The sequence below is a fragment of the Streptomyces sp. NPDC059373 genome (assembly GCF_042751495.1).
Classification (GTDB): domain Bacteria; phylum Actinomycetota; class Actinomycetes; order Streptomycetales; family Streptomycetaceae; genus Actinacidiphila.
This window is the reverse complement of record NZ_JBHYXC010000003.1, coordinates 1-25,003: the sequence shown is the minus strand read 5'-3', so window position 1 is coordinate 25,003 and position 25,003 is coordinate 1. Positions and strand designations below refer to the sequence as shown.

Here is a 25,003-nt window from a genome sequence, read left to right as displayed (position 1 = left end):
CGAAGAGAAAAGCCGGCGTCCAGCGCCGGGAAGACACCGAGGAAATCCCGGAAGCCCCGGAAGCCCCGGACGCCCGGGCCCGCCAGGCGCTCACCGGTTGCGGCGATCGTACGATGGCTGGCTATGGCAGTGGGTTTCGCGCTGATGGTGGTTTTCGCCGCCCTCCTCGCCAGAGCGACGCTCGAGCCCTCGTACGCCTCCAAGGGCATCGCCCACTCGAACGTGCACCCCGGCGCCTCGCTGCGCCAGTACTTCGAGCGCTACACCGTCATGAGTGCGCTCCGCCAGGTCGGTGGGAATCTGCTGCTGGGGGTGCCCTTCGGGGTCCTGCTGCCCGTGGTGGCGCCGAAGGCGCGGGGCGTGTTGCGCGTGCTGCTCACCACGGCTGTGGTGATGCTGATGGTCGAGCTGGTGCAGGGCGCGATCGTGACGGGCCGGGCCTTCGACATCGACGACGTCATCCTCAACACGACCGGCGCGCTGCTGGGGTACGTGGTGCTGGGCAGGTGGCTGGGGCACAAGGTGCACCAGGTGCCGGAGGCTCGCGCCAAGGCACCGGCGAAGGCCCGTGTGAAGCGGCGGCCTCTGGCGAACCGCTTCAGGCGGGATCGTCAGCCAGCTCGGCAACGCCCGTGATGCGGTGCAGGGCGAAGGTGCGGACCTCTTCGGCGGTGTGGTCGTACGCGGTCACGAAGCCGCCCTCGACCCGGACCGGGCCGATGACGCGCTGGCTGGCGGCGCCGTCCGCGTTGACGTAGCCGATCCAGACGGACTCGCCGGTGAGGACCGCCGCCTGCATCGTGGCCAGCGTCTCGGCGGCGGCACTGCGGGGAAGCCCGTTCGTCGCCGGCGCCGGAACGGTCGGCCGGTGGACCGCCGTCGAGGCCCGGTCTCCGGCCCGGATCGCCCTCACGGCCGCCCCGAGCAGTGTCCCGGCGGGCGTCGGCGGCCCGTCGTTGACGGGGGTGGGCGCGGACCGGGGCGGCGTGCGGCGGGCATCGGCGCGGGTGATCAGGACGTCCCCGTCGGCCGATTCGGCGGCCGGGGCGAAGCCCATCGCCCGCAGCCGCTCCAGCAGTGCCGACGGGTCGCTCTGCGCGGCCAGCACGGTCGGCGCGAGGCGCCGCAAGCCCAGGCCGGCGGCGCGGCGGTCGGCCAGCAGCTCGCTGAGCAGCGCGTCGTCGTCGCAGCGTACGTACGCCGAGGCCGCGCCCACCCGGAGCCGGCCGTGCCGCCGGGCCACGTCGTCGATCAGGTAGGTGAGGGGCTGCGGGACCGGGGTCCGGGAGTGCGCGGCGAGGAATTCGTGCAGCTCGGCGGCGGTTCGGCCCGCGTCCAGGGCGCGGCGTGCGGACCCGGGCGTGAAGCGGTAGACCGTCGCGCCGCCCTTCGACTCGATGTCGGCCAGCACGTTGAGGGTCTCGGCGAGGTGGGGCTGCAGCGGGCCGGGGGCGATCGCGGTGAGGTCCGCCTGGAGAAGTACGTGGTCCAGCGGCGCGGGCAGGAGCGGCGCGAGCGTCGCGGCGGCGGCTTCCACGGGGGTGCGGGCCCCGGCTCCGGCGTCGAGCAGGGCGCGGGCATGCCCGGCCAGGGCGCCACGGCCGGTGACGCCCAGGAGCTCGGCCTCGGTGACCGTCCACCGGACGAGGTCGGCGCGCAGGCTGTCCGGCCCGGCGTTGCCGCGCAGCGGCCGCTCCCAGCGCAGGCGCGCCAGCAGCGCGTCCGGGGTGGCGGAGGCGCCGCCCGGCAGCCCCTCGAGCAGTTCCAGGACCCGGCGCCGCACCTCGGGGGCCAGCGAGCGGTCCAGCTCCGGCCCGAGCGCGGCCAGGGCGCGGCCCTTCGCGTCCCTCCCGCCGACCAGCCCCGACGTCCGGGTCGCGGTGAGCCAGGCGGTGGCCAGCGCGGTCCAGCGCTCCTGGGTGGGCAGCCTCAGCCAGTCGTCGTACGCGGGCGTGGGCGCGTACGTCTCGTCCAGCTCCCCGTCGGTGGCCAGCAGCCCGGCCGCGTAGGCCAGTTCCAGCCAGAACGCGGCCAGGTTCTCCGGCACGTCGAGGGTCGTCGCGATCCGCTTGAGGTCGCGCACGCTCAGGCCGCCGGCGCGCAGGACGGGCGGGCTGTTGAGCTCCAGGTGCTTCAGCAGCTCCTCGGTGGTCCGTACGGCGGCGAAGGCCTGGCCGGCCGCCGTTCCGTCCACAGCCTGTGGATCGTGCGGCGTGGGGGCCACGGGGGGCGGCGTCGGCTCGGCGTCGCGGTGCGCGCGGCCACCGCGCAGGTGCAGGGCCACTTCCCTGGGCAGCACGACGTTCTTCGGGCCGGAGGGCAGCAGCAGCGCCCGGTCCAGCAGCCACCGGATGTGCGCCTGCGTCGCCGTGACGTCGGTGACCTCGCCGTACGGCGGGCCCCACGTCAGCCTCGCCAGCACGGCCGAGGCCTGCTCCGGCGCCTCCGCGAGCACGGCGCCCATGCGCCGGCGGTCCTGGAACAGCTCCGTCAGCGACGCCACCGCGCTCACCGGGTCATGCGTCGGCGGCAGCCCCGCATCCGCCAGCAACTGCTGCAACCGCCCCGGCGACATCCCCGCCGTCGCCTCCGACACCGTCGGCCCGAGCCCGGTCGGCGACGGCGCCCCTGCGGCCGGCGCGAGCAGGTCCCTGGCGGTCCGGATCAGCCGCAGCCGCTCGTCGCCCCACAGCAGGGCCAGCCCCCGCAGCGTGTCCACTGCGCGGGGCAGCGCGGCGTCGGTCGCCTCGTCGTCGTCGCCCCTCATCAGGCCGCGCAACGTCTCGTACGTACAGTCGTCCGGCGCGATCGCCAGCGCCTCCGCCGTCTGCAGCGTGAACCGGTCGAGGCGCTCGAGCGCACGGACGACGGAAGCGCGCGTGCCTGCGCGGGTCGCCAACTGCGTCAAGTCGTTCGGCACCGGATTGAGCAGGTCAGGGCGTGCCTGCAGGAGCGCCCGCAGGGCGTCGTCACCCCGGGCGCGGAGAGCCTCCGCGAGTGTGCGGGGCTGTTGCGTGCTGCTCATCCCATCAACATTAGCCGCGCCGCGCCCCGCACCGGAGTGCGCGGCCCCTGCGGGGTGGTTGGTTGCGGTCGGTTGGCGGCTGCGGGCCTGTGGCCGGGTTCGTTTCCCCCACCCCGCCCCTTCCCGAAACCAGGGGCGCTGCCCCTGGACCCCGGGCGGGTGCGTTGTCGGGCGGGTCCGTGGCCGGGTTGTGCCAGCCCTCCCCCCAGCCTTCGGCCGGGGGGACCCCCACCTCGCTTCGCTCGCCTCTGGCGGACGGCCTACCCACAACCCGGTCGGCCGTGAATTCAGCCCGTCCGGCGTTTGAGGACACGCCCGGAGGGCGTTCGGGGGTCCAGGGGGCTGGCCCTCTGGTTTCGGGAAGGGGCGGGGTGGGGGGTGAAGGGGTCCCAACGGGGGGCGGGGGGCGGTAGCTTCGGGGGGTGGGCGTTGAGAGTGATCACCTGATTTACGACTATCTGAGCCGGGTCGGCGACCTGGCGCAGACCACATTGCCCGCGGCCCAGAGAATGCGGCTCGTGGCGTAGCTGCGCAGTGACATCGACCGGCAGCGCCGGGGAAGCGGCAGTGACAGCCCGGCGGCGGTGCGGCGGATCCTGGGGAGGCTGGGGTCGCCGGACGAGGTGGTGGGCGCGGCGGCGGGGGCGGCGGAGCCGCAGGAGGAGGCGCCGGCGCCAGAGCTGAAGAAGGCGGCGAAGGAGCGGGCGGAGGTGCCGCGGCCGGCGAAGGCGCTGGAGGACGAGGAGTGGTGGCGGCTCAACGGGCCGGAGTCCCTGCGGCGGCCGATGCGGCCGGGGGAGGAGCTGGCGGGGCTCCGCGGGATGACGGGCGGCGTGAAGATCCCGTCGGCCGAGGAGCTGGAGGCCGAAGAGGCTGAAGAAGCCGGGGAGGCCGAGGAGCCGGCGGAGGCGCCGGAGCAGCCGTCGCGGTGGCGGAGGCTGCGGGAGCGGCGGCGCGCGGTCGTCGAGGAGGCGGAGGAGGTCGTCGTCGCGGCGGGGCCGCGACCAAGGGCGGCGGGGGTGGTGATAAAGGCCGCCCAGCAGGACGTGGCGGGGGCGGTGCTCGGCTCGTGGCCGGCCCTGGGCGCGGGATGGCTCATCGCGTACTACTCGCCGAGGCTCTCGCGCCGGGAGGCGAAGTTCGCCGCGCTGACCCTGCCGGGGCTGGTGGCGGGCGGCGCCCTGGTGTGGCTGTGGGGGCGGTTCGATCACCGCTGGGGTTCGCCGATCGCCCAGGGTCATATGGATACGGCGATCGGCGACGCGTTCCCGGTGGTGGTGCGGGTCGCGGCGGGTGCGTCGGCGGCCTTCCTGGTCTGGCGGAGCCGTCGCTGAAACGCGGGTCTGCGAGAATGGCTGCCATGGCCACGCACCCCGCGCTCACCGTCGGTTTCGACCTCGACATGACGCTCATCGACTCACGCCCCGGCATCAAGGCCGCCTTCGAGGCGCTCTCCGCCGCCACCGGCGTGTACGTGGACGCCGATCTGGCCATCACCCGGCTCGGGCCGCCGCTGGCGGACGAGCTGGCGCACTGGTTCCCCGCCGAGGACATCCCGGCCGTGGCGGACACGTACCGCAACGAGATCTACCCCGTGCACGGGATCGCCGGCAGCCCCGCGCTGCCCGGGGCCCGGGAGTCGATCGCGGCGATACACGGCGTGGGCGGCCGGGCCGTGGTCGTGACCGCCAAGTACCAGCGCAACGCCGAACGCCACCTGGCGCACCTGGACATCGCCGCCGACGCGGTGGTGGGCGACCTGTGGGCCGAGGGCAAGGGCGCCGCGCTGATCGAGCAGGGAGCCACGGTGTACGTCGGCGATCACACCGGCGATGTGCGCGGAGCCCGTACGGCGGGTGCGCTGTCCGTCGCGGTGGCCACCGGGCCGGTCGGCGCAGCCCAACTGCGCGCGGCGGGCGCGGATGTGGTCCTGGCGGACCTGACGGAGTTCCCGGAGTGGTTCGAGGGCTACTTGCGGGAAGCGGCCTGAGCCGAGCGCAGCAGCCCGGCGAGGGCCAGCGCGAAACCGACCGCCATCAGCATCGACACCAGGTAGGCGGCCGTCGGTAGCGGGTCCGTGCCGAGGAAGAGCGGGGCGATGGTGGCCAGTGTGCCGAGCGCGCCGATGATGAAGACGACCGCGCCGGCGCGGACCAGCAGATCGCCCGCGTTGTTGGTTTCATGCGTCACCCGACAAGGGTAGGTCGCGTCCAGGAAACCGCAGCGCATTGGCCGAATGAGAGGCATCACAGCGTCTGGACACACGCCCCGGGGCCATTAGCCTATGGGCAGCGGGTCTACGGATGGACCCGCCTTCGGTTTCACCCCCTTTCACTACATCTGAGGACGAGGTCGGACGTGCCTACCGGCAAGGTCAAGTGGTTCAACAGCGAGAAGGGCTTCGGCTTCCTTTCCCGCGACGACGGCGGCGACGTCTTCGTGCACTCCTCCGTGCTCCCTGACGGGGTGGCCACACTCAAGCCGGGCCAGCGCGTGGAGTTCGGCGTCGTCGCCGGCCAGCGCGGCGACCAGGCGCTCTCGGTGACCCTCCTCGACCCGGCACCCTCGGTGGCGGCCGCGCAGCGCCGCAAGCCGGACGAGCTGCTCCCGATCGTCCAGGATCTGACGACGCTCCTCGAGGACGTCGCGCGCTCGCTGCAGCGCGGCCGCTACCCGGACAAGGCCCACGGCAACAAGATCGCGTCCGTGCTGAGGGTGGTCGCCGACCAGTTGGACGTGTAGCCCTGGACGTCTGACCGGGCGTCAGAACTCGAGCGCGTGCGGGCCGAGGGGCGGTACGAGTCCCTCGGCCGCTGCACGGGGCCCCTCTTTTTTGCCGCCCTCGCACTGCTTCGCAGGCGTCGGACGGCTGCGCCGGACTCCGTCCGGCGGCTCAGAGTGGCCTGTTCAAAACTCCAAGGCGCCCGGACCCAGGGGCGGTACGAGTCCCTCGGCCGCTGCACGGGTGAGCAGCCCGCGCACCGCCGCGTAGCCGTCGTCCCCGAGGGCGGCGGTGAACTCGTTGACGTACAGCCCGATGTGCTGGTCCGCGACGGCCGGGTCCATCTCCTGGGCGTGATCGAGGACGTAGGAGCGCGAAGCCTCGGGCTCGTCCCAGGCCATCAGGACGGACTGCCGGGCGGCCGCCGCGAGTTCGTGCAGCCGGGCCTCGCCGAGCGAGCGCTTGGCGATGATCGCGCCGAGCGGGATCGGCAGCCCGGTCGTGGCCTCCCAGTGCTCGCCCATGTCGGCGAGCTTGTGCAGGCCGTAGTTCTGGTAGGTGAAGCGGGCTTCGTGGATGACCAGTCCCGCGTCGACCTGGCCGTCGCGGACCGCCGGCATGATCTCGTCGAACGGCAGCACCTCGATCTTGCCGATCCCGGCGGCGACTTCGGCCGCCGCCCAGAGGCGGAAGAGCAGGTACGCGGTCGAGCGCTCGCTCGGCACGGCGACCGTCTTCCCGGCGAGGTCGTCCGCCGTCCCGGGCTCGCGGGTGAGTACGAGCGGGCCGCAGCCGCGGCCGAGGGCTCCGCCGCAGGGCAGCAGCGCCCACTCGTCGAGGACGTACGGCAGGACCGCGTACGACACCTTGAGGATGTCGAACTCGCCGCGCTCGGCCATGCCGTTGGTGACGTCGATGTCCGCGAACGTCACGTCGATCTCCGGCGCACCGGGCACCAGGCCGTGCGACCACGCGTGAAAGGCGAAGGTGTCGTTCGGGCACGGGGAGTGTGCCATCCGCAGTGCCTCGGTCACGGTTGAGCCTCCCAGGCGTCGAGTACGGGGGCGGCGGCACGGAACGCGTGCGCCAGCTCGGTCAGGGCGCGGCCGATCTGCCACGCCGAGCGGTCGCGGGGCCCGACCGGGTTCGAGATCGCGCGGATCTCGAGGACGGGGATGCCGTGGGCGGCGGCCGCCTCGGCGACTCCGAAGCCCTCCATCGCCTCGGCGGCCGCCCGGGGGTGACGTACCGCCAGTTCGGCGGCGCGCTCGGCGGTGCCGGTCACGGTGGAGACGGTGAGGACGGCTGCGTACGCGGCCGCGGCGGCCTCGGCGATGGTCCGCGACAGCTTCTCGGGCGGGAGGTGGGTCGTACGTCCGAAGCCGAGTTCGTCGACGGGCAGAAAGCCGTCCGAGGTCTCCGCGCCCAGGTCGGCGGCGACGATCGCGTCCGCGACGACGACCGACCCGACGGGTGCGGCCGACGGGAAACCGCCGCCGATCCCGGCCGAGATCACCAGTCCGTACGGCCGGTCCTCGGCCGCCGCGATCGCCAGTGCCGTCGCGGTACCGGCCGCGGCGGCGGCCGGGCCGACCCCGGCGGCGAGGATGTCGGCGGCCGATACACCGCCCAGGCTGGTCGACCCGGGGCGGCTGCCCGGTGGCGGGCCGAGGTACGCGGCGCGCTTCAGGACGTATCCCGGCAGGTCCGGGGCGTGGACCGGCGCGAGCGTGCGCAACAGCCCGGTGGCGACGGCGTCGGCCTCCGCCGCCACGGCGGTCACGATGAGCACGCGGATGGGCACTAGTCCTTCTTGACGAGCTTGATCTTCCAGACGCCGAGGTAGGTCTTGGTGTTCGCGCCGGCGGTCTCGATGATGTTCAGGGTGACGCTGTCGGTGCTGGTGCCGGTCGACGAGTCGGTGAACAGCGAGTCCTTCTCACCGAGCGACCAGTACGTCTTGTTCGTCAGCACGTCCGTCTTCTGTGACAGCCCCGCGGCCACCAGCCAGCCCCTTTTGGCGACGTCCGGGTCGACGCCGATACGCACCTGGTCACCCGTTCCCACGGTGATCGTCTTGGTGGGCTTGACCGCGTTCAGGCAAGCGGCGAAGGCGGTGGTGGTGAGGTCCTTGCCATCGGCGTAGCACTTGGTGGCGGCCTCGGTGGTCACTGTCTTGTCGCCCACGGTGACGGTCGCCAGCGGGGTCGGCTTCTCACAGGCGGAGAGGGCGACCAGCCCGAGGGACACGGCACCGATGGCGGCGGCACGGCGGCGAATGCTCATGGTGGTGAGGCTACCGGGCGGCCACCGCCCGTCCGCGCCCGGGTGCGCGTGTTCCGGTGTCGAAGCCCTACGCCTTACGCCGCGCGGGTACGGGGGGCACGGGTCGGGCCGCTGAGGCCGCGCAGCGCGACGACGAAGCCGACGGCGACGACGGTGGCGGCGACCGACATGCCGACGGTGCCGTTGAGGGGCAGGACGATGCCGAGGGCGCCGCCGATGACCCAGGCGAGCTGGAGGGCGGTCTCGGAGCGGGCGAAGGCGGAGGTGCGGGACTGCTCGGGAACGTCACGCTGGATCGTGGAGTCCAGCGAGAGTTTGCTGAGGGCCTGGGAGATGCCTGCCACAGCGGCGACCAGAGCGATGGTCAGCGTCCCGTACCAGGCGGCGGCCGCGGCGGCGGCGGTCAGCGCGCAGAACAGCGCCGTGGCGATGATCTTCTCCGGTGGGCGGGCCCGCAGCCACGAGCCGAGCGCCGTGCCGAAGGCGTTGCCGACCCCGGCCGCCACCGCCACGACCCCCAGCGAGAAGGCCGCACTCAGCCCGCCCAGCGGGTGCTCGCGCAGCAGAAACGCCAGGAACAGCGTCAGGAACCCGGACAGGAACCGCAGCGCCGCATTCGCGCCCAGCGCGCTGAGAACAGCCGGCCCGACGCTCCGCAGCCCCTTCGCCGGGCCGTCGGCGCCCGGATGCTCACCGGAGCTGAGCTCGGCCCGGGACTCGCCCTTCGCGGAGTCGACCTTGTGCGGCAGCGAGAAGGACAGCATCGTGCCGCCCACGAAGATCACGAACGCCCCGTAGAGCGGCGCGCCCGGCGAGATCAGATGCAGCAGGCCGCCCACCGGCGCCGCGACCGCCGTCGCCAGCAGCCCGGCCAGGGTGACCCGGGAATTGGCCTTCACCAGGGTCGTACGGGCCGGGAGCAGCCGCGGTACGACCGCACTCCGTACGACTCCGTACGCCTTCGACCCGACCAGCACGCCCAGCGCGGCCGGATACAGCTCCAGGCCGGCCGTCGACACGACACCCGCCATCGTCCAGGCGAGGATCGCCCGGACCAGCATGGACACCGCCATCGCGGCCCGCCGGCCGTGCGGGATGCGGTCGAGCAGCGGGCCGACCACGGGAGCGAGCAGCGCGAAGGGGGCCATCGTCACGAGCAGGTACAGGGCGACCCGGCCGCGTGCCTCACCGGTCGGGACCGAAAAGAAGATCGTGCTCGCGAGCGCGATCGTGATCAACATGTCACCCGCGGAGTTCACGGCGTGCAGCTCGATGAGTTTCGCCAGGCCGGACTCGCCCGCGCCGCCCGCGTGGGTATGGCGGCGGATGCGGTGGCGCGTCGCGCTACCGGTGCGGTGCGCGGCGCGCGCGACGGCAAGCCCCGCTTTGCGAATCGGTCCGGGTCCGGACGTCACCGTGCGTGCCACGCTGGCCATACTGCCCCACGGGACGGCATCTCTACCCGATCCACACCCCATCCTTTGCGCATGCGGTGCGCACCGATAGCGTGCGATCCCGCAGAATGGTGTCAACAGGTGCGCCCGAGGTTGTCCGGAAGGTGGCGTCGACGCGGTCCTCCGGTCCGCTCCGCCACCGCCCGCCCTCCGGTCGGCGCACGCGTGAAACGGCGTAGGAGAGAATCGATTCTTGTGAGTGCTGCGATGCGAAGCCGTACCCCTGACCGCCTGTGCGCCGAGGCCGTCGATGTCGCTCTCTCGGCGGCCGAGGAGGCCTTCGGGGCCGACGCGGTCGGGAACCACCTCGGGGCGGTGGCCGAGGGAGAACGCGTCGTCACGCACCTGTTCGACTGCCGCGAACCGGCCTACCGGGGCTGGCGCTGGGCGGTGACGCTCACCCGCGCGTCCCGCGCCAAGGCGGTCACCCTGGACGAGACCGTCCTGCTGCCCGGCCCCGAGGCGGTCCTCGCGCCCGAGTGGGTTCCCTGGAGCGAACGACTCCGTCCGGGTGACATGGGCCCCGGCGATCTGCTGCCGACCGAGGCCGAGGATCTCCGGCTGGAACCCGGCTGGTCCGGCGAGGACACCCCGCCGCCGAACTCCGTCGTCGCCGAGCTCGCGGAGACGGTCGGCGAGGACGACGTCGCCCTCGAGCCCACCGAGCCGCCGGCCGTCGGCACGATCGGCGCGGTCGCCCTGGACATCGGCATGGGCCGGCCCCGGGTCCTCTCGCGGTACGGGCTGCACGCCGCCGCCGACCGCTGGGAGGAGAACTTCGGCCCCAAGACCGCCATGGCCCAGGCCGCGCCGGCCCCCTGCATCAGCTGCGGCTTCCTCGTCCCCATGGCGGGCTCGCTGCGGCAGGCCTTCGGTGTCTGCGCGAACGAGTTCTCGCCGGCCGACGGGCACGTCGTCTCGCTCGCGTACGGCTGCGGTGGGCACTCGGAGGCGGCGATCATGCCGAAGCCTCCGCGGCCGGCGCCGCCGGTTCTCGACGAGACCGCCGTCGAGCCGCTTCCGCTCCACCCCGACCGCCACGGCTCCGTCGAGGACGGCGGCCCGGCGGAGGAACTCGGCCACTCCTAGCCTGCGGCGCCGTCCGCACGCGGTTCGGCCCCAGCCCCCGAGAGCCTTTCGGGCTTCGCCCGGTGTGCTTGGGCAGTTGGACGGTTGGTGTGCGTCGGCGGCTTTCCGCCGGTGGCCGGGTTGTGTCAGCCCTCCCCCAGAGCTTCCTTCGAAGGCTGGGGGGAGTGCCCCCACCCCCAGCGGAACGTTCTCCCACAAGCCGGTAACGGGAGGGTGGGTGGGCGAAAAGGCCCCGGGGCGGCGGCCCGCGTGCGCGGGGTACCTTCGGCGGACAAGGGTTCGGCAGAACATTCGCAGAGGGAGAGACGACGTGAGCGGCACGGGAGTGGTGCGGCGGGAGCCGGAGGGCGGGGCTGATCCGTTCGGGACCGCGCGGCTGCGTCGGGGCGTGCTGGACGCGTGGGGTGCGTCGCCGGCGAGGTTCCGGGAGGACGCGAACGCCGAGGAGGACCTCGCGCTGGGCGGCTACCGGGACCGGCTGGTCATCGAGCTGGCCCAGAACGCGGCGGATGCCGCCGTACGGGCGAAGACACCGGGCCGGCTGCGGCTGACGTTCCGTGAGGGCGTGCTCGCCGCCGCCAACACCGGCGCACCGCTCGACGCGGCGGCCGTGGAGTCGCTCTCGACCCTGCGCGCGAGCGCCAAGCGGGAGGACACCGAGGAGACGGTCGGCCGCTTCGGCGTGGGCTTCTCCGCCGTACTGGCCGTCAGTGACGAGCCCGCCGTCGTGAGCCGTACCGGCGGCGTGCGCTGGTCGCTGGCCGAGGCCCGCGATCTGGCCGTGCATGTCCCGGCCCTCGAGGACGAGCTGCGGCGCCGCGACGGCCACGTCCCGCTGCTGCGCCTGCCGCTGCCCGCGGAGGGCACCGCGCCGGAGGGGTACGACACCGTTGTCGTGCTGCCGCTGCGCGACGGCGCGGCCGAGGATCTCGTACAGCATCTGCTCGCCGGGATCGACGACGCGCTGCTGCTGACGCTCACCGGTCTGGACGAGGTGGTCGTCGACACGCCGGAGGGCGTACGGACGCTGACCCGCCGCCAGGACGACGAGGCGGTCGTCATCGACGACAGCGCGACCGGTACGACCCGCTGGCGCACCGTCACCGAGGCCGGCCGGCTGGACGCCGCGCTGCTGGCCGGCCGGCCGGTGGAGGAACGGCTGCGGCCGGTGTGGTCGCTGACCTGGGCGGTACCGGTGGGGGCGGAGGGCGCGCCGGAGCGCCCCCGGACCACGCCCGTCGTGCACGCGCCGACGCCGACCGACGAGCCGCTGGGCCTGCCCGCCCTGCTGATCGCCTCGCTGCCGCTGGACCCGACCCGGCGCCGCGCCGCGCCGGGCCCGCTCACCGACTTCCTGATCGAGCGGGCCGCCGAGGCGTACGTGAAGCTGCTGCGCGAATGGCGGCCGGTCGGCCCCGGCATCGTGGACCTGGTCCCCGGGCCGCTGGGCAAGGGCGAGTTGGACGCCGAACTGCGCCGGCACGTGGTCGCCGCGCTGCCCCGCACCGCGTTCCTGCCCCGGGCCGTGGCGGCGGACGAGGGCGACCCGGAGGCGCTGCGGCCGGTCGAGGCCGAGGTGCTGGAGGGCGCGAGCGCGGCGACCGTGGAGGTGCTGGCGGAGGTCTTCACGACCCTGCTGCCCTCCGGGCTGGAACGGCGCCCCGAGCTGCGCGTCCTCGGCGTGGCCCGGCTCCCGCTGGGCGAGGCCATCGACCGCCTCGGCGGCGCCGAGCGCCCCGCGCCCTGGTGGCGGCGGCTCTACGACTCCCTCGCCGGCACCGACCCCGACCGGCTCAGCGGGCTCCCCGTGCCGCTCGCCGACGGCCGGACGGTGGTCGGGCCCCGCCAGATCCTCCTTCCGCTGCCCGAGATGGACACGGTGTACGGGGACTCCGACCCCGCCGCCCGCGACGCGCTGCCCGCCGCCGCCGAACTGGCCCGGCTCGGCCTGAAGGTGGCGCACCCCGACGCCGCGCACCCCCTGCTCGAAAAGCTGGGCGCCACCCCGGCGACCCCCCGGGCCGTACTGACCACCCCGCAGGTGCGGGCGGCCGTCGCCGGCTCGCTGGACGCCGACGAGTCCTGGGACGACGGCGACGGCGGGGGCGCCGCCCTGGACGCCGAGGAACTGGCCGAGGTCGTGCTCGGTCTCGTACGGGCCGCCAACCTCGCCCCCGGCGACGAGCCCTGGCTGGGCGCCCTCGCCCTCCCCGACGACGAGGGTGAACTCGCCCCCGCCGGGGAGCTGGTCCTGCCCGGCAGCGACTTCGAACGGGTCATCCGGGAGGGTGAACTCGGCGCCGTGGACTCCGACCTCGCCGACCGCTGGGGCGAGCAGCCGCTGACCGCCGTCGGCGTCCTGGCCACCTTCGCCCTCGTCCGTGCCGCCGACGTCGTCCTCGACCCGGACGAGCTGGAGCCGCGCGAGAGCGACTGGGCGGAGCCCGACGACGTGGGCCTGCTGGACGCCGTCGACGTGTGGTGCGAGGACGTCCTCGACCACCTCCCCGAGACCGACGTCCCGCCCGTCGCCACCGAGATCATCGCCGTCCGCGACCTCGACCTGGTCGACGACGACGCCTGGCCGGAAGCCCTGGCCATGCTCTCCCGGCCCCCGCTGCGCGACGCGATCACCCAGCCGCTGCGCGTCCTGCTGCCCGACGGCACCACCGAATCCGTACGCTCCTACGCCGCCTGGTGGCTGCGCGACCACCCCGTCCTGGACGGCCGCCACCCCGTCGGCCTCCGCGCGGCCGGCGGAGACTCGCTGCTCGCCGGGCTGTACGACGAGGTGGAGGCCGGCGCCGCCGACGAGCAGGTGCTGCGCGCCCTGGGCGTGCGCACCTCCGTCGCCGCCCTCCTCGACGAGCCCGGCGGCGCGGCCGAGCTGCTGGCCCGCCTCGCCGACCCCGAACGCCCCGTCACTCCGTCCCAGTTGCACCGGCTCTACGCCGAGCTGGCCGCCCTCGACCCCGAACAGGTCACCCTCCCCGACGAGCTGCGGGCCGTCGTCGACGGCCGAAACGTGACCGTTGTCGACGCCCCCGACGCCCTCGTGGCCGACGCCCCCGACCTCATCCCCCTCGCCACCGGCCGCCCCCTCCTCCCCGTCCCGCCCTTTCGCGCGGCGGAGCTGGCCGAGTTCTTCCAGGTGAGCCGCCTCAGCGAGGCCTACGCGGCGCCGGTCACCTCCCAGGGCGAGCCCCGCGATGTCCCGGACTCGGTGAGGGAGTTGCTGCCGGGCGCCCCCCTCACGTACATCGAGCACGAAGAACTGCTGGTCGAAGGCGATATCGAGCTCGACTGGCGCTGGGTCGACGGTGTGCTCCACGCGGCCACGCTGGAGGGCGTGGCGGCCGGTCTGGCCTGGGCCGCCGGCCAGTGGCAGCGGCGCTTCGAGGTCGCCGCGCTGCTGGAGGATCCGACCCGGACCGAGGAGCTGGCGCGCGACCGCTGGTTCGACTGACGGGCGAATCCTCCTTCGCCGGTCCGGTGGTCACTCTGTGGCCACTCTGTGATCACTCCACACGTCGTACAGGCCCCGTCCACGGCTCCATCACGGGGTCTGTACGATGCGAACATCAATGGGCCCATGCCAGGGGGATATTCGGCGGGGCCCCTTCATTCTCTGTGGGGATTGCACATGCGCATACGCGCCACTGTCGCCGCTCTTTCCGGCGCCCTGGTTCTCTCTGCCCTCGCCCTTCCTGCCGCCGCTCAGGCGTCGGAGCGTCCGGGTGCGGAACCGCTGAACACGTTCTCGTCCAAGGCCGTTCACGCCGACACCGCTGCCGGCGACACCACCTTCTCCAACGTGGTCGTCAACGGTGGCAAGGACATCGTCCTGGGCCTCACCACCAAGAAGACCGTCACCGTCTCCTGGACCGCGACCGACACGGACGGCGTCGCGGACTCCTGGGCCGCCCTGTGGCACGGCACCGACATGGACAACATGGACGGCGCCCTGGTCCCGACCGCGGACACGGCCACGTGCACGGTCTCGGCGACCGACGCCACCGTCTCCGCCTGCAAGATCAGCATCAGCATCGACGCGTCGACCGATCTGTACAAGAACGGCGCCGCCGGCACCTGGAAGCTCTACATCGACGCGGACGACAGCGCCGGCAACGGGAGCTACAACGACACCGCCACCACGGTCCAGGTGAAGAAGATCTCCAAGCTGACGGTCAACGCCACTCCCGAGCCGGTCAAGAAGGGCAAGACCATCACGGTCACCGGCAAGCTGTCCCGCGCCAACTGGACCACGAACTCCTACACGGGCTACAGCACCCAGCCCGTCAAGCTGCAGTACCGCAAGAAGGACAGCAGCACCTACACCACGCTCAAGACGATCAAGAGCAGCAGCACCGGCGCACTGAAGACCACCACCACGGCCACGGCCGACGGCTTCTACCGCTTCTCCTTCGCAGGCACCAGCACCACCGCCACCACGAACGCGACCGGCGGCTACGTCGACGTTCAGTAGTACCGGTCTGTCACACGCTTGTCGCACACAGGATCTCCATGAACTCCGCGCCGGGTCTGTACGATGCGAACATCAACAGGCCCGGCCGGAGGGAGACTTCGGCGGGCCTCTCGCGTTCTCGTGGGGGATTCACATGCGCATACGCGTTGCGGCCGCCGTTCTTTCCGGCGCCGTCGTTCTGTCCGCGCTCGCGCTTCCGGCAGCCGCCCAGGCGTCGGAGCGTCCGGGTGCGTCGACGAAGCTCAGCTCCTTCGCCCCGAAGACCGTTCGCCCGAACGACTCGTTGGGCGGCACCAAGTTCTCGGACGCGGTCATCAACGGCGGCAAGGACATTGTTCTCGGCACCACCACCAAGAAGTCCGTCACCGTCACGTTCACCGCCACCAGCTCGACCGGCGTCGCGCTCACGGAAGCCTTCCTGTGGCAGGGCACCGACAGCTCCAACCCGGACACCATCACCGGTGGCCTGGGTACGGATGACGACCCTGCCTGCACGGAGTCCACGACTGAGACCGGCGTCTACAGTTGCACGGCCGTCTTCAACATCAACGCCGCGGTCGACCTGAAGAACAACGGCGTCGCCGGGACCTGGAAGCTGTTCCTGGGCGCCTACGACCTCTACGCGAACGCCAGCTACGACGACGACGTCGCCACCACCAAGATCAAGAAGGCCTCCAAGCTCTCCGTCAACGCCACCCCGGAGCCGGTCAAGAAGGGCAAGACCATCACGGTCACCGGCAAGCTGACCCGTGCCAACTGGAACGACGGCACCTACGCCGGCTACAAGGGGCAGAAGGTGAAGCTGCAGTTCCGTAAGAAGAACAGCAGCACCTACACCACCCTCAAGACGATCACCAGCGGCACCGGTGGCGCGCTGAAGACCACCACCAAGGCCACGGTCGACGGCTACTACCGCTACTCCTTCAGCACCAACACCAGCACCGCCGCCTCGAACGCGTCCGGCGACTACGTCGACGTCAGGTAACCACCGCGCGTCAGCGCACCTGCGCCGGGTTGCCGTCTGTCACGGCGGCCCGGCGCCACGCGACTTCCAGGAGGACGGACGCGACCGCCGCCACCGCGACGGCCGTCCAGGGCCCCTGCGTACCGACCAGCTTGAGCGCGAAGAAGGTCTGCAGCCCGGGCGTGGCGAGGACGACGAGGAAGGCCGCGCCCATGCCCAGCACCAGGAGGATCCGCCACCAGGTGTAGGGCCGGGCCACGATGGCCAGCACCCACATCGAGACCAGGAACAGGGTCAGCGTCGCCGCGCTCGTCTCGGCGTCGAGGGCGCCGGGGCCCTGGTAGTGGTGGCGGGCCAGCAGGTACGTCACGAAGGTCGCGGCGCCGGCGATCAGCCCGGCCGGCAGGGAGTAGCGCATCACCCGTCGTACGAAGTGCGGCTGGGCCCGCTCCTTGTTGGGGGCCAGGGCCAGGAAGAAGGCGGGCACGCCGATGGTGAGCGTGGAGAGCAGCGTCAGATGGCGGGGCAAAAAGGGATAGGGCACCTGCCAGACAGCGACGAGGATGGCCAGCAGCACCGAGTAGACGGTCTTGGTCAGGAAGAGCGTCGCGACGCGCGTGATGTTCCCGATGACGCGGCGGCCCTCGGCGACGACCGACGGCAGGGTGGCGAAGCTGTTGTCGAGCAGGACGATCTGGGCCACCGCTCGGGTCGCCTCGCTTCCGGAGCCCATCGCGACGCCGATGTCGGCGTCCTTCAGGGCGAGGACGTCGTTGACGCCGTCGCCCGTCATCGCGACGGTGTGCCCGCGCGACTTGAGCGCGCCCACCATCTCCCGCTTCTGCTGCGGGCTTACGCGGCCGAAGACGGCGGCCTTGTCCAGTTCCGCCGCCATGGCGTGCGGGTCGGCGGACAACTGGCGTGCGTCCACCGGCCCTTCGGCACCGGGGAGGCCGAGCTTGGCGGCGACGGCGCCGACGGAGACCGCGTTGTCGCCGGAGATGACCTTGGCGTGGACGTCCTGCTCGGCGAAGTAGCGCAGCGTGTCGGCGGCGTCGGGGCGCAGCCGCTGCTCCAGGACGACCAGCGCGGTCGGGGTGGCGCCGTGTGCGACCGCAGGGTCGAACAGCTCGGTGCGGGCGGCGCTGTTCCGCACGCGGGCGAGGAGCAGGACGCGCAGGCCCTCGTCGTTGAGCTCGTCGACCTCGTGCAGGGCCGGGTCGCCGGCGGGCAGCAGGATGTCGGGGGCGCCGAGCAGCCACGTACCGGTGTCGCCGTCGGGCTCGTTGAAGGTGGCGCCGCTGTATTTGCGGGCGGAGGAAAAGGGCAGCGATTCGGTGCAGCGCCACTGGGGGTCGGGGTAGGCGGTGGTGATCGCCCGCAGGCTGGCGTTGGGGCGCGGGTCGGCGGCCCCGAGCGCGCCGAGGACCCGCTTGACGTACGCCTCGTCGGCGCCGCCGAGCGGCCGCAGGCCGGTGACGTCCATGCCGCCCTCGGTGAGGGTGCCGGTCTTGTCCAGGCAGACCACGTCGACCCGGGCGAGCCCCTCGATGGCGGGCAGCTCCTGCACCAGCACCTGCTTGCGGCCGAGCCGGATGACGCCGATCGCGAAGGCGACCGAGGTGAGCAGGACCAGCCCTTCCGGGACCATCGGCACGATGCCGCCGACCATGCGCAGGACGGCCTCGCGCCAGTTGTGCCGCTCGACGACGAGCTGGCTGACGATGAGCCCGATGGCGGTGGGCACCATCATCCAGGTCACGTACTTCAGGATCTGGCTGATGCCGCTGCGCAGTTCGGAGTGGACCAGCGTGAACCGGGTCGCCTCCTCGGCGAGTTGTGCCGCGTACGCCTCCCGGCCGACCCTGGTGGCCCGGAAGGCGCCGCTGCCCGCGACCACGAAGCTGCCCGACATGACGCTGTCCCCGGGGCGTTTGACGACCGGGTCCGCCTCGCCGGTGAGCAGGGATTCGTCGATCTCCAGGCTTTCGGCCTCCACGACCTCCCCGTCGACCACGACCTTGTCGCCCGGGCCGAGCTCGATGACGTCGTCGAGGACGATCTCGGAGGTCGCCACGGGTGCGGCGACTCCGTCCCGGCGGACGGTGGGTTTCGCCTCGCCGATGACGGCGAGGCTGTCGAGGGTCTGCTTGGCGCGCCACTCCTGGATGATGCCGATCGCGGTGTTGGCGACGATGACGAAGCCGAACAGACCGTCCTGGATCGGCCCCACGGCCAGAATGATCAGGAACAGCACACCGATGATCGCGTTGAACCGCGTGAAGACGTTGGACCGTACGATCTCCGCCAGCGAGCGCGACGAACGCACCGGTACGTCATTGACCTCCCCGCGTGCGACCCGTTCCGCGACCTGCGCCGCGTTCAGCCCGGCTTGCGAAGTGAGCTCGAGCTCCACGCGATCCGTCATGAATTCGACGGTACGTGCGGAATCGCCCCGGCACCCCCCGAGCCCCCCTGCTGTGCGGGAGATCTCGGGGTCGGTGTCATTCCTGAGGCTGATCCGAGGTGTCGTCCTCGGCCGCCGCGCGGCGTAGTGCGGCGCGCCGGGCGCGTACGTAGCGCAGGCCGATGAGGCCGAGGCCGGCGCCGGCCAGGCAGGTCCAGATCCACCAGGCGTGGCCGTGGTCGGCGTACCAGCCGTAGAAGGGCACCTGGACGACGAAGAGGGCGAACCACACGATCGTGCCGATCGTGACGGTCGCGACGTCGTTCGCCTCCAAGGGCTCGGGCGCCTCGCGCTCCGGCGTCGTCCACTGGCTCAGTCGCATGTGCACAGCGTATGCGCTTCAGCCAGTCATCTACGCGCGGAGATAGCGTTCACGCCGTCCATATGTTCATACTGAAACAGTCCGGGTCTGACCGGATTCATTCGTACGAACATCTGAACCCGCACCCGCAAGGACCCGTATGTCCCCCTCGGCCACCGCGTCGGTCGACGCTGCCAAGCTGCCCTCGAAGCCGCCGAAGAACGCCCTCGACGGCTACTTCAAGATCTCCGAGCGCGGTTCCTCCGTCGCCCGGGAGGTCCGCGGCGGCCTGGCGACCTTCTTCGCGATGGCCTACATCATCGTGCTGAACCCGATCATCCTCAGCTCGGGCACCGACAAGTTCGGTCACCACCTCGACAACGGTCAGCTGGTGACCGCCACGGTCATCACCGCCGCGTTCACCACGCTGCTGATGGGTGTGATCGGCAACGTCCCGATCGCGCTCGCCGCGGGTCTTGGCGTGAACAGCGTGGTCGCGCTGCAGCTCGCGCCGAGGATGAGCTGGCCGGACGCGATGGGCATGGTCGTACTGGCCGGCTTCGCGATCATGATCCTGGTGGCCACAGGGCTGCGGGAGCGCGTGATGAGCGCCGTCCCGCTGGGCCTGCGCAAGGCGATCGCCATCGGGATCGGCCTGTTCATCATGCTGATCGGCCTGATCGACGGCGGCTTCGTCAGCCGGATGCCGGACGCCGCGCACACCACCGTCCCGGTGCAGCTCGGGTCGGACGGGCACCTCAACGGCTGGCCGGTGCTGATCTTCATCCTGGGCGCGCTGCTGACCCTGATCCTGATCATCCGCAAGGTGTCGGGCGCGATCCTGATCAGCATCGTCTCGATGACCGGGCTGGCGCTGATCATCAACACGCTCGTGGACATCAAGCCCACCGCGTGGGGCCTCACGGTGCCGCAGTGGCCGGGCAACCCGGTCTCGTCGCCGGACTTCGGGCTGATCGGCAAGGTCAGCCTCTTCGGCGGCTTCCACCAGGTCGGCTTCCTGACCGGGGTGCTGTTCGTCTTCACGGTGCTGCTGAGCTGCTTCTTCGACGCGATGGGCACGATCCTCGGCGTCAGCGACGAGGCACATCTGCTGGACAAGAACGGTGACCTGCCCGGCATGAACAAGGTGCTGATGGTCGACGGCATCGCGACCGCCGCCGGCGGCTTCACCTCCAGCTCCGCCAACACCTGCTTCGCCGAGTCCACGGCCGGGGCGGGCGAGGGCGCGCGCACCGGCCTGGCCTCGATCGTCACCGGGCTGGCGTTCGTGGTCGCGCTGTTCCTCACGCCGGTGGCCACCATGGTCCCGGCCCAGGCGGCGACGCCGGCGCTGGTCGCGGTCGGCTTCCTGATCCTGGCGGGCGGCATCCGGGACATCGACTGGAGCGACTTCACCATCGCCATCCCGGCGTTCCTGACCATGCTGCTGATGCCGTTCACGTACTCGATCACCAATGGCATCGGCATCGGCTTCATCGTCTTCTGCGTGCTGCGACTGGCCTCCGGACGGGGCCGCGAGGTGCCGGTGGCGCTGTACGCGGTGGCGGCCGTCTTCGCCTTCTACTACCTGATGCCGGCGCTGGGTCTGGCCTCGTAGACCTCCTCGTAGAAACGTTCCGTCTCGTCGACCGAGGCCTTGAGCCGCTCGTCGAAGTCATCGCGGATGAGCGTCCGGACTATGTAGTCCTGGACGCTCATTCCGCGTTTGGCGGCGTGCGTACGGAGCCGGTCCAGCAGCTCCCCGTCGATGCGCATGCTGAGCACTCTCGTAGCCATGGAGCCAGAGTCCGACCCCCATACCCCACCGTGCGGCTCTTTCCGGGGCGAACTCACTCGGACGGGTGAGTTCGGGCACAGATGCGTTTGGACCACCGCACCTCCGCGCGGCTGCGCCGGGAGTTTACTTAGGGTAGGTAATGAGCTATCCTAACTACCGTGACCGAACTGACCGAGGACGACCGCGCCGCGGTGAACTCACTGCGCTCCGCCGTGATGCGGCTGTCGCGGCGACTGCGCCACCAGCGGGTGGACGAATCGCTCAGCCCGACCGAGATGTCGGTGCTGGGCACCCTCGCCCGCTGCGGCTCCGCCACCCCTGGGGAGCTGGCCCGCAAGGAGCATGTGCAGCCGCCGTCGATGACCCGCATCGTGGCCATGCTCGAAGCCAAGGGCCTGGTCCGCCGTGACCCCCATCCGGACGACCGCCGCCAGGTCGTCGTGAGGCAGACCGAGCAGGCCGAAGCCATGCTGAGCGAGAGCCGCCGCAAGCGGAACGCCTGGCTGGCGCAGCTCACCGAGCGCCTCAGCGATGAGGAGCGCGCGGTGCTGCGCGAGGCCGCGCCCGTCCTGGAGAAGCTCGCACAACTGTAAGGAACATCCCCGACGTTCCCCCACGAGCGTCCCTCATGAGGAGGCGAACCCCGATTGAGTTCGGCAGCCGCATCAGACGCCGCACCCGAACCGAACACCGCGCCGGCCACCCCCAGTCGTAGAGGGACCTTCAGCTCGCTGAGGAACCGTAACTACCGTCTCTTCGCCATGGGCGGCCTCATATCCAACACCGGCACCTGGATGTCCCGTATCGCCCAGGACTGGCTGGTGCTGAGTCTCACGCACTCGTCGTTCGCCGTCGGCATCACCACCGCTCTCCAATTCCTGCCGATGCTGCTCTTCGGGCTGTACGGAGGCGTCATCGCCGACCGCTACCCGAAGCGGAAGCTCCTGCTCTTCACCCAGGCCGTCATGGGCGCCCTCGGGCTCGCCCTCGCCGTACTGACGCTGAGCGGCCAGGTCCAGGTGTGGCACGTCTACGCCATCGCCTTCGGCCTCGGCATGGTCACCGTCGTCGACAACCCCACCCGTCAGGCCTTCGTGGTCGAGATGGTCGGCCCGTCCGACGTCCGCAACGCCGTCTCGCTGAACTCCGCCAACTTCCAGTCCGCCCGGCTCATCGGCCCCGCCGTCGCCGGCGCGCTGATCACCGCGGTCGGCAGCGGCTGGGCCTTCCTCTTCAACGGCCTGTCCTTCCTGGCGCCGCTGGCCGGCCTGCTGCTCATGCGCACCTCCGAACTCCACGTCGTCGAACGCGCCCCGCGCGGCAAGGGCCAGCTGCGCGAAGGCCTGCGCTACGTCGCCGGACGGCCTGAGCTCATCTGGCCGATCGTCCTGGTCGGCTTCGTCGGCACCTTCGCCTTCAACTTCCCGATCTGGCTCTCCGCCTTCGTCTCCAACGTCTTCCACGGCGACGCCGGCATGTACGGACTCTTCAACACCCTCATGGCCGTCGGCTCGGTCGTCGGCGCGCTGCTGGCCGCGCGGCGCGGCAAGACCCGCCTGCGGCTGCTCGTCGCCGCTGCGTTCGCCTTCGGGATGCTGGAGGCCGTGGCCGCGCTGGCGCCCTCGTACTGGATGTTCGTGCTGCTGCTGGCCCCGATCGGCATCTTCGGCCTGACCTTCAACACGACCGCCAACGCAAGCGTCCAGCTCGCCACCGACCCCGTCATGCGCGGCCGCGTCATGAGCCTGTTCATGATGGTCTTCGTCGGCGGCACCCCTATCGGCGGCCCGGTCATGGGCTGGGTCACCGACACCTACGGCGCCCGCGTCGGCTTCCTCAGTGGCGGCCTGATCGCCGCGGCGGCCTCGGTCGGCGTCGCCCTGGTCCTGGCCCGCGTGGGCGGCCTGCGGCTGAAGATCGACCTGCACCGGGGAAAAGACCGACGCCTGATCGCCTTCGTCCCCCGGGAGGAGGACGTTGAACGCGAGCTCGCTCCGGCGGCCTAGAACAGGACGGTTGAGAGAGCCCCTATTGCACCGGTTTGTGCCCGGTAGAAGACTGGTCGGTGTCAGGTTTTGTACGCGCCCGCTGTCTGGGAGGCGTCATGTTCGTACGCATCGTCTACGCGACCGGTGATCCGGGAAAGATCGACCAGGCCGTCGAAGGGCTGAACACGGAGGGCCGGCGACTGCTGGCCGACCAGCCGGGGTACCGGGGGTTCGGGCTGTTCGTGGACCGGGATCTCGGGAAGCTGCTGGTGTCGACCTGGTGGGAGACCGAGGAAGCCAGGGAGGGCAGCAACGATCGGCTGCGGCAGCGGCGCGCGGAGATCCTCGAGCCCTTCGCGGCGACGGTGGCGCTGGACAACTACGAGGCGGTGGTCTTCCACGCGGCCCAGCAGCCGGGGACCGGCGCGGCCATGCGGATGACCCGGGTGGAGTTCGACCCGTCGGACGCGGAGCTGTTCGCCGACACGTTCGGGAGCACGGTGCTGCCGAAGCTGGAAACGCTGTCCGGGCTCGCCAGGGCGACCCTCATGCTCGACAAGGCGCGGGGCCGGGGTCTGGTGGGCGTGATCTTCACCGACCGCAAGGCCCTCGCGGCGTCGCGAGCGGGACAGGCGGCGGCGCGGCACGAGGGCACGGCGAAGGCGCACGTGACCGTGACCGGACTCGAGGAGTTCGACGTGGTGGCCAGCGAGGTGCGGGGGGACTGAGGCGACGCCGGGCGGACCGAGTCGCCGTTCCGTAACGTATGTGCGGTGGGTACGTCCCAGGAATGAACGATCGTCCTGTGGTCCGCTTAGTGTCCCTCTCATGAAGCGCCGTATCGCCATCGGGCTCACCGCCACCATCGCGCTGCTCGCCGCCGCCTGCGACGCGAGCGGAGAAGCGACGGTGAGCGGCAGCGTGCCGACCAGGGCATCCGGCGACGTCAGGACGGTCCTTCCGACGTGGATCAGCGGGCTGCGGGTCGTCCGTACCAGCGGCGGCACGGCATGCCGCTGGACGATCAGCTATCCGTCCGTCCCGGGGGCGAAAGCGCTCACGGAGGCGGTGCGGCGGGGCGTGGAGGAGCGGCGCAGGGCCTTCGCCACGGGCTGCGGTTCGGGTGGCGCGGGGGACTCCGGGCTGAACGTCAGCTTCGACTTTCTGGTCGCCGCGGGGGACGTCGTCGGGGTGCAGACCACGGCGCTGGACGAGACGGCGGCGGCGGACGGCATGACGCTGGCCACCTACTGGTACGACGGCAGGAGCGGCAAGGTGCTGCCGGCCCTCGGGATGATCGGGGAAGGGTCCGCGGACCGGTTCGCGGAGCTGGTGGAGAAGGCGCTGATGCACCGGAAGGGCGCCGACCCCAGTGCCGCACACGCGGCGCTCGATGACCCGGCCGCGCGCGTGCACACGCTGAACAACCTGGCCTTCGCGGAGAACGGCTCACTGGTGGCGACCTTCGACCAGGGCGCGGTGGCGCCGGTACCCGCCGGGCGCCAGGAAGTGGTGCTGTCCCGGGCCGAGGTGACGCCGCTGCTGTCCGGCTTCGGGCGGCGGGTGCAGCGGCAGGCCCTCCACCCCGGGCACAGCCTCACGCTGCGGTCGCAGAGGTGAGGCTGTTCGTGGCGGTGGTGCCGCCGAAGGACGCCCTGCGTGAGCTGGAGCAGGTGGCTCGCGAGCTGCACGGGCTGCCCGGCGCCGACGAACTGCGCTGGACGGAGCGGGCCGGCTGGCACCTCACGCTCGCGTTCCTCGGTGAGGTGCCGGAGGCGCTGCTCCCCGAACTGGGTGAGCGGCTGGACCGCGCCGCCCGCCGGCACGAACCGTACGACCTCGGACTGGCCGGCGGCGGGAGGTTCGGCGACCGTACGCTCTGGGCCGGGCTGACCGGCGGTGATCTGCGCCGCCTGGCCGGTTCGGCGGGGGCGGCGGCCCGGAAGGCGGGAGTGGAGATCACGGCGGAGCACGGCTTCCACGCCCACCTCACGCTGGCCCGGCAGCGCCCGCACGGCAGGGTCCCGCTGCGGCCGTACGCCGACGGGCTCAGCGGCTTCGCCGGCACCCCGTGGACGGCGGACGCGATCACCCTCGTACGCAGCCACGCCCCGGCCCCCGGGGTGCCCGGGGCGCAGCCGCGCTACGAGGCGCTGCGGACCTGCCCACTGGGGCGCTGACCGGACGCCGACGCCGTGCGGCTAGTCTCGGTACGTGGACCCGAAGACCCGTACCCGAGTGATGACCGCCGCGCTGGTGCTGATGCTGGCGGTCGTGGTGATCGCGTCGGTCTTCCGTTAGGCCCTGATCGGTACGACAGGCCCTAGACCCAATGCCGGTGACTTAGGTTCTGTCCTGCCGAGTGATGGTGACGGTGTCTGGTGCGGGTGGCGTCCAGTTGCGGTGCTCGGCCCGTTTGAGCG

The 25,003-nt window shown here is 71.9% G+C and carries 23 protein-coding genes; 14 read left to right on the top strand and 9 right to left on the bottom strand.

Going from position 1 to position 25,003, the window contains the following annotated elements; translation table 11 throughout:
- Positions 1–123: 123 nt before the first annotated feature.
- Positions 124–636, top strand: coding sequence for a VanZ family protein (locus tag ACFXJ5_RS07925; protein ID WP_384628418.1), 513 nt, complete (start codon positions 124–126; stop codon positions 634–636).
- Here the strand turns inward: ACFXJ5_RS07925 and ACFXJ5_RS07920 are convergent.
- The gene (locus tag ACFXJ5_RS07920; protein WP_384628416.1) at positions 599–3,025 is read right to left on the bottom strand and encodes a helicase-associated domain-containing protein; all 2,427 of its coding nucleotides are present in this window, start codon (positions 3,023–3,025) and stop codon (positions 599–601) included. The two genes, ACFXJ5_RS07925 and ACFXJ5_RS07920, sit on opposite strands and share 38 nt — an antisense overlap.
- Before the next feature lie 584 nt (positions 3,026–3,609).
- On the opposite strand from ACFXJ5_RS07920, the gene ACFXJ5_RS07915 reads away from it, so the two are divergent.
- Positions 3,610–4,359 (top strand): hypothetical protein, encoded by a 750-nt coding sequence (locus ACFXJ5_RS07915; protein WP_384628413.1) that lies wholly within the window; start codon positions 3,610–3,612, stop codon positions 4,357–4,359.
- A gap of 26 nt (positions 4,360–4,385) precedes the next feature.
- Complete coding sequence (locus tag ACFXJ5_RS07910) at positions 4,386–5,015, top strand: HAD family hydrolase (protein ID WP_384628410.1); 630 nt, start codon at positions 4,386–4,388, stop codon at positions 5,013–5,015.
- Here ACFXJ5_RS07910 and ACFXJ5_RS07905 read toward each other — a convergent pair.
- Positions 4,994–5,215, bottom strand: coding sequence for a hypothetical protein (locus tag ACFXJ5_RS07905; RefSeq protein WP_384628407.1), 222 nt, complete (start codon positions 5,213–5,215; stop codon positions 4,994–4,996). The genes ACFXJ5_RS07910 and ACFXJ5_RS07905 overlap by 22 nt on opposite strands.
- A gap of 168 nt (positions 5,216–5,383) precedes the next feature.
- Here ACFXJ5_RS07905 and ACFXJ5_RS07900 point away from each other — a divergent pair, with 168 nt between their 5' ends.
- Positions 5,384–5,767, top strand: coding sequence for a cold-shock protein (locus ACFXJ5_RS07900; protein ID WP_127359690.1), 384 nt, complete (start codon positions 5,384–5,386; stop codon positions 5,765–5,767).
- Positions 5,768–5,932: 165 nt separating this feature from the next.
- Here ACFXJ5_RS07900 and ACFXJ5_RS07895 read toward each other — a convergent pair whose 3' ends face one another.
- The 4 genes from ACFXJ5_RS07895 to ACFXJ5_RS07880 all read right to left on the bottom strand — a co-directional run bounded on the left by ACFXJ5_RS07895 (position 5,933) and on the right by ACFXJ5_RS07880 (position 9,469).
- Positions 5,933–6,763, bottom strand: coding sequence for a 1,4-dihydroxy-6-naphthoate synthase (locus tag ACFXJ5_RS07895; protein WP_384629536.1), 831 nt, complete (start codon positions 6,761–6,763; stop codon positions 5,933–5,935).
- Positions 6,764–6,777: 14 nt separating this feature from the next.
- The gene (locus ACFXJ5_RS07890) at positions 6,778–7,545 is read right to left on the bottom strand and encodes a futalosine hydrolase (protein WP_384629533.1); all 768 of its coding nucleotides are present in this window, start codon (positions 7,543–7,545) and stop codon (positions 6,778–6,780) included.
- Between the two features lie 5 nt (positions 7,546–7,550).
- Positions 7,551–8,033 (bottom strand): hypothetical protein, encoded by a 483-nt coding sequence (locus ACFXJ5_RS07885; RefSeq protein WP_384628405.1) that lies wholly within the window; start codon positions 8,031–8,033, stop codon positions 7,551–7,553.
- 74 nt (positions 8,034–8,107) lie between these two features.
- Complete coding sequence (locus ACFXJ5_RS07880) at positions 8,108–9,469, bottom strand: MFS transporter (RefSeq protein WP_384628403.1); 1,362 nt, start codon at positions 9,467–9,469, stop codon at positions 8,108–8,110.
- Between the two features lie 225 nt (positions 9,470–9,694).
- Here ACFXJ5_RS07880 and ACFXJ5_RS07875 point away from each other — a divergent pair, with 225 nt between their 5' ends.
- The 4 genes from ACFXJ5_RS07875 to ACFXJ5_RS07860 all read left to right on the top strand — a co-directional run bounded on the left by ACFXJ5_RS07875 (position 9,695) and on the right by ACFXJ5_RS07860 (position 16,047).
- On the top strand, positions 9,695–10,576 hold the full coding sequence (locus ACFXJ5_RS07875; protein WP_384628401.1) for a DUF3027 domain-containing protein: 882 nt from the start codon (positions 9,695–9,697) through the stop codon (positions 10,574–10,576).
- Positions 10,577–10,886: 310 nt separating this feature from the next.
- On the top strand, positions 10,887–14,042 hold the full coding sequence (locus ACFXJ5_RS07870) for a sacsin N-terminal ATP-binding-like domain-containing protein (protein ID WP_384628398.1): 3,156 nt from the start codon (positions 10,887–10,889) through the stop codon (positions 14,040–14,042).
- A gap of 177 nt (positions 14,043–14,219) precedes the next feature.
- The gene (locus tag ACFXJ5_RS07865; protein WP_384628396.1) at positions 14,220–15,062 is read left to right on the top strand and encodes a hypothetical protein; all 843 of its coding nucleotides are present in this window, start codon (positions 14,220–14,222) and stop codon (positions 15,060–15,062) included.
- Positions 15,063–15,195: 133 nt separating this feature from the next.
- Complete coding sequence (locus ACFXJ5_RS07860; protein WP_384628393.1) at positions 15,196–16,047, top strand: hypothetical protein; 852 nt, start codon at positions 15,196–15,198, stop codon at positions 16,045–16,047.
- Positions 16,048–16,057: 10 nt separating this feature from the next.
- On the opposite strand, the gene ACFXJ5_RS07855 is transcribed toward ACFXJ5_RS07860, so the two are convergent.
- Together ACFXJ5_RS07855 and ACFXJ5_RS07850 are read right to left on the bottom strand one after the other, a co-directional pair.
- A complete protein-coding gene (locus ACFXJ5_RS07855) occupies positions 16,058–18,454 on the bottom strand; it encodes an HAD-IC family P-type ATPase (RefSeq protein ID WP_384628390.1) in 2,397 nt (798 codons plus the stop codon).
- A gap of 76 nt (positions 18,455–18,530) precedes the next feature.
- A complete protein-coding gene (locus tag ACFXJ5_RS07850) occupies positions 18,531–18,809 on the bottom strand; it encodes a DUF2530 domain-containing protein (protein ID WP_384629530.1) in 279 nt (92 codons plus the stop codon).
- A 145-nt stretch (positions 18,810–18,954) separates the two neighbouring features.
- Between ACFXJ5_RS07850 and ACFXJ5_RS07845 the strand changes: the two genes are divergently transcribed.
- Positions 18,955–20,412 carry an NCS2 family permease gene (locus ACFXJ5_RS07845; protein ID WP_384628387.1) on the top strand — a complete coding sequence of 486 codons (1,458 nt, stop codon included), beginning with the start codon at positions 18,955–18,957 and terminating at the stop codon, positions 20,410–20,412.
- Here ACFXJ5_RS07845 and ACFXJ5_RS07840 read toward each other — a convergent pair.
- Positions 20,379–20,591: a ribbon-helix-helix protein, CopG family gene (locus tag ACFXJ5_RS07840; RefSeq protein ID WP_384628384.1), complete on the bottom strand. Its 213-nt coding sequence runs from the start codon at positions 20,589–20,591 to the stop codon at positions 20,379–20,381. The genes ACFXJ5_RS07845 and ACFXJ5_RS07840 overlap by 34 nt on opposite strands.
- A 216-nt stretch (positions 20,592–20,807) precedes the next feature.
- Between ACFXJ5_RS07840 and ACFXJ5_RS07835 the strand changes: the two genes are divergently transcribed.
- The 5 genes from ACFXJ5_RS07835 (at position 20,808) to thpR (ending at position 24,760) form a co-directional block, all read left to right on the top strand.
- Positions 20,808–21,185, top strand: coding sequence for a MarR family winged helix-turn-helix transcriptional regulator (locus ACFXJ5_RS07835; protein WP_240677667.1), 378 nt, complete (start codon positions 20,808–20,810; stop codon positions 21,183–21,185).
- A 54-nt stretch (positions 21,186–21,239) separates the two neighbouring features.
- Entirely contained in the window at positions 21,240–22,598 is a 1,359-nt protein-coding gene (locus ACFXJ5_RS07830) for an MFS transporter (RefSeq protein WP_384628382.1), read from the top strand.
- Positions 22,599–22,696: 98 nt separating this feature from the next.
- Complete coding sequence (locus ACFXJ5_RS07825; RefSeq protein WP_384628379.1) at positions 22,697–23,308, top strand: antibiotic biosynthesis monooxygenase family protein; 612 nt, start codon at positions 22,697–22,699, stop codon at positions 23,306–23,308.
- A 100-nt stretch (positions 23,309–23,408) separates the two neighbouring features.
- Entirely contained in the window at positions 23,409–24,200 is a 792-nt protein-coding gene (locus tag ACFXJ5_RS07820; protein WP_384628376.1) for a hypothetical protein, read from the top strand.
- Complete coding sequence (gene thpR / locus ACFXJ5_RS07815) at positions 24,197–24,760, top strand: RNA 2',3'-cyclic phosphodiesterase (RefSeq protein WP_384628374.1); 564 nt, start codon at positions 24,197–24,199, stop codon at positions 24,758–24,760. The genes ACFXJ5_RS07820 and thpR overlap by 4 nt, the downstream gene beginning before the upstream one ends.
- The last annotated feature ends 243 nt before the right edge of the window (positions 24,761–25,003 follow it).

Coding starts and splice junctions, on each gene's coding strand:
- ACFXJ5_RS07845 (WP_384628387.1), top strand. CDS start 18,955: ATGTCCCCCTCGGCCACCGCGTCGGTCGACGCTGCCAAGCTGCCCTCG.
- ACFXJ5_RS07895 (WP_384629536.1), bottom strand. CDS start 6,763: ATGGCACACTCCCCGTGCCCGAACGACACCTTCGCCTTTCACGCGTGG.
- ACFXJ5_RS07875 (WP_384628401.1), top strand. CDS start 9,695: ATGCGAAGCCGTACCCCTGACCGCCTGTGCGCCGAGGCCGTCGATGTC.
- ACFXJ5_RS07860 (WP_384628393.1), top strand. CDS start 15,196: ATGCGCATACGCGTTGCGGCCGCCGTTCTTTCCGGCGCCGTCGTTCTG.
- ACFXJ5_RS07855 (WP_384628390.1), bottom strand. CDS start 18,454: ATGACGGATCGCGTGGAGCTCGAGCTCACTTCGCAAGCCGGGCTGAAC.
- ACFXJ5_RS07835 (WP_240677667.1), top strand. CDS start 20,808: ATGCGGCTGTCGCGGCGACTGCGCCACCAGCGGGTGGACGAATCGCTC.
- ACFXJ5_RS07880 (WP_384628403.1), bottom strand. CDS start 9,469: ATGGCCAGCGTGGCACGCACGGTGACGTCCGGACCCGGACCGATTCGC.
- ACFXJ5_RS07925 (WP_384628418.1), top strand. CDS start 124: ATGGCAGTGGGTTTCGCGCTGATGGTGGTTTTCGCCGCCCTCCTCGCC.
- ACFXJ5_RS07825 (WP_384628379.1), top strand. CDS start 22,697: ATGTTCGTACGCATCGTCTACGCGACCGGTGATCCGGGAAAGATCGAC.
- ACFXJ5_RS07865 (WP_384628396.1), top strand. CDS start 14,220: ATGCGCATACGCGCCACTGTCGCCGCTCTTTCCGGCGCCCTGGTTCTC.
- ACFXJ5_RS07820 (WP_384628376.1), top strand. CDS start 23,409: ATGAAGCGCCGTATCGCCATCGGGCTCACCGCCACCATCGCGCTGCTC.
- ACFXJ5_RS07910 (WP_384628410.1), top strand. CDS start 4,386: ATGGCCACGCACCCCGCGCTCACCGTCGGTTTCGACCTCGACATGACG.
- ACFXJ5_RS07840 (WP_384628384.1), bottom strand. CDS start 20,591: ATGGCTACGAGAGTGCTCAGCATGCGCATCGACGGGGAGCTGCTGGAC.
- ACFXJ5_RS07885 (WP_384628405.1), bottom strand. CDS start 8,033: ATGAGCATTCGCCGCCGTGCCGCCGCCATCGGTGCCGTGTCCCTCGGG.
- ACFXJ5_RS07920 (WP_384628416.1), bottom strand. CDS start 3,025: ATGAGCAGCACGCAACAGCCCCGCACACTCGCGGAGGCTCTCCGCGCC.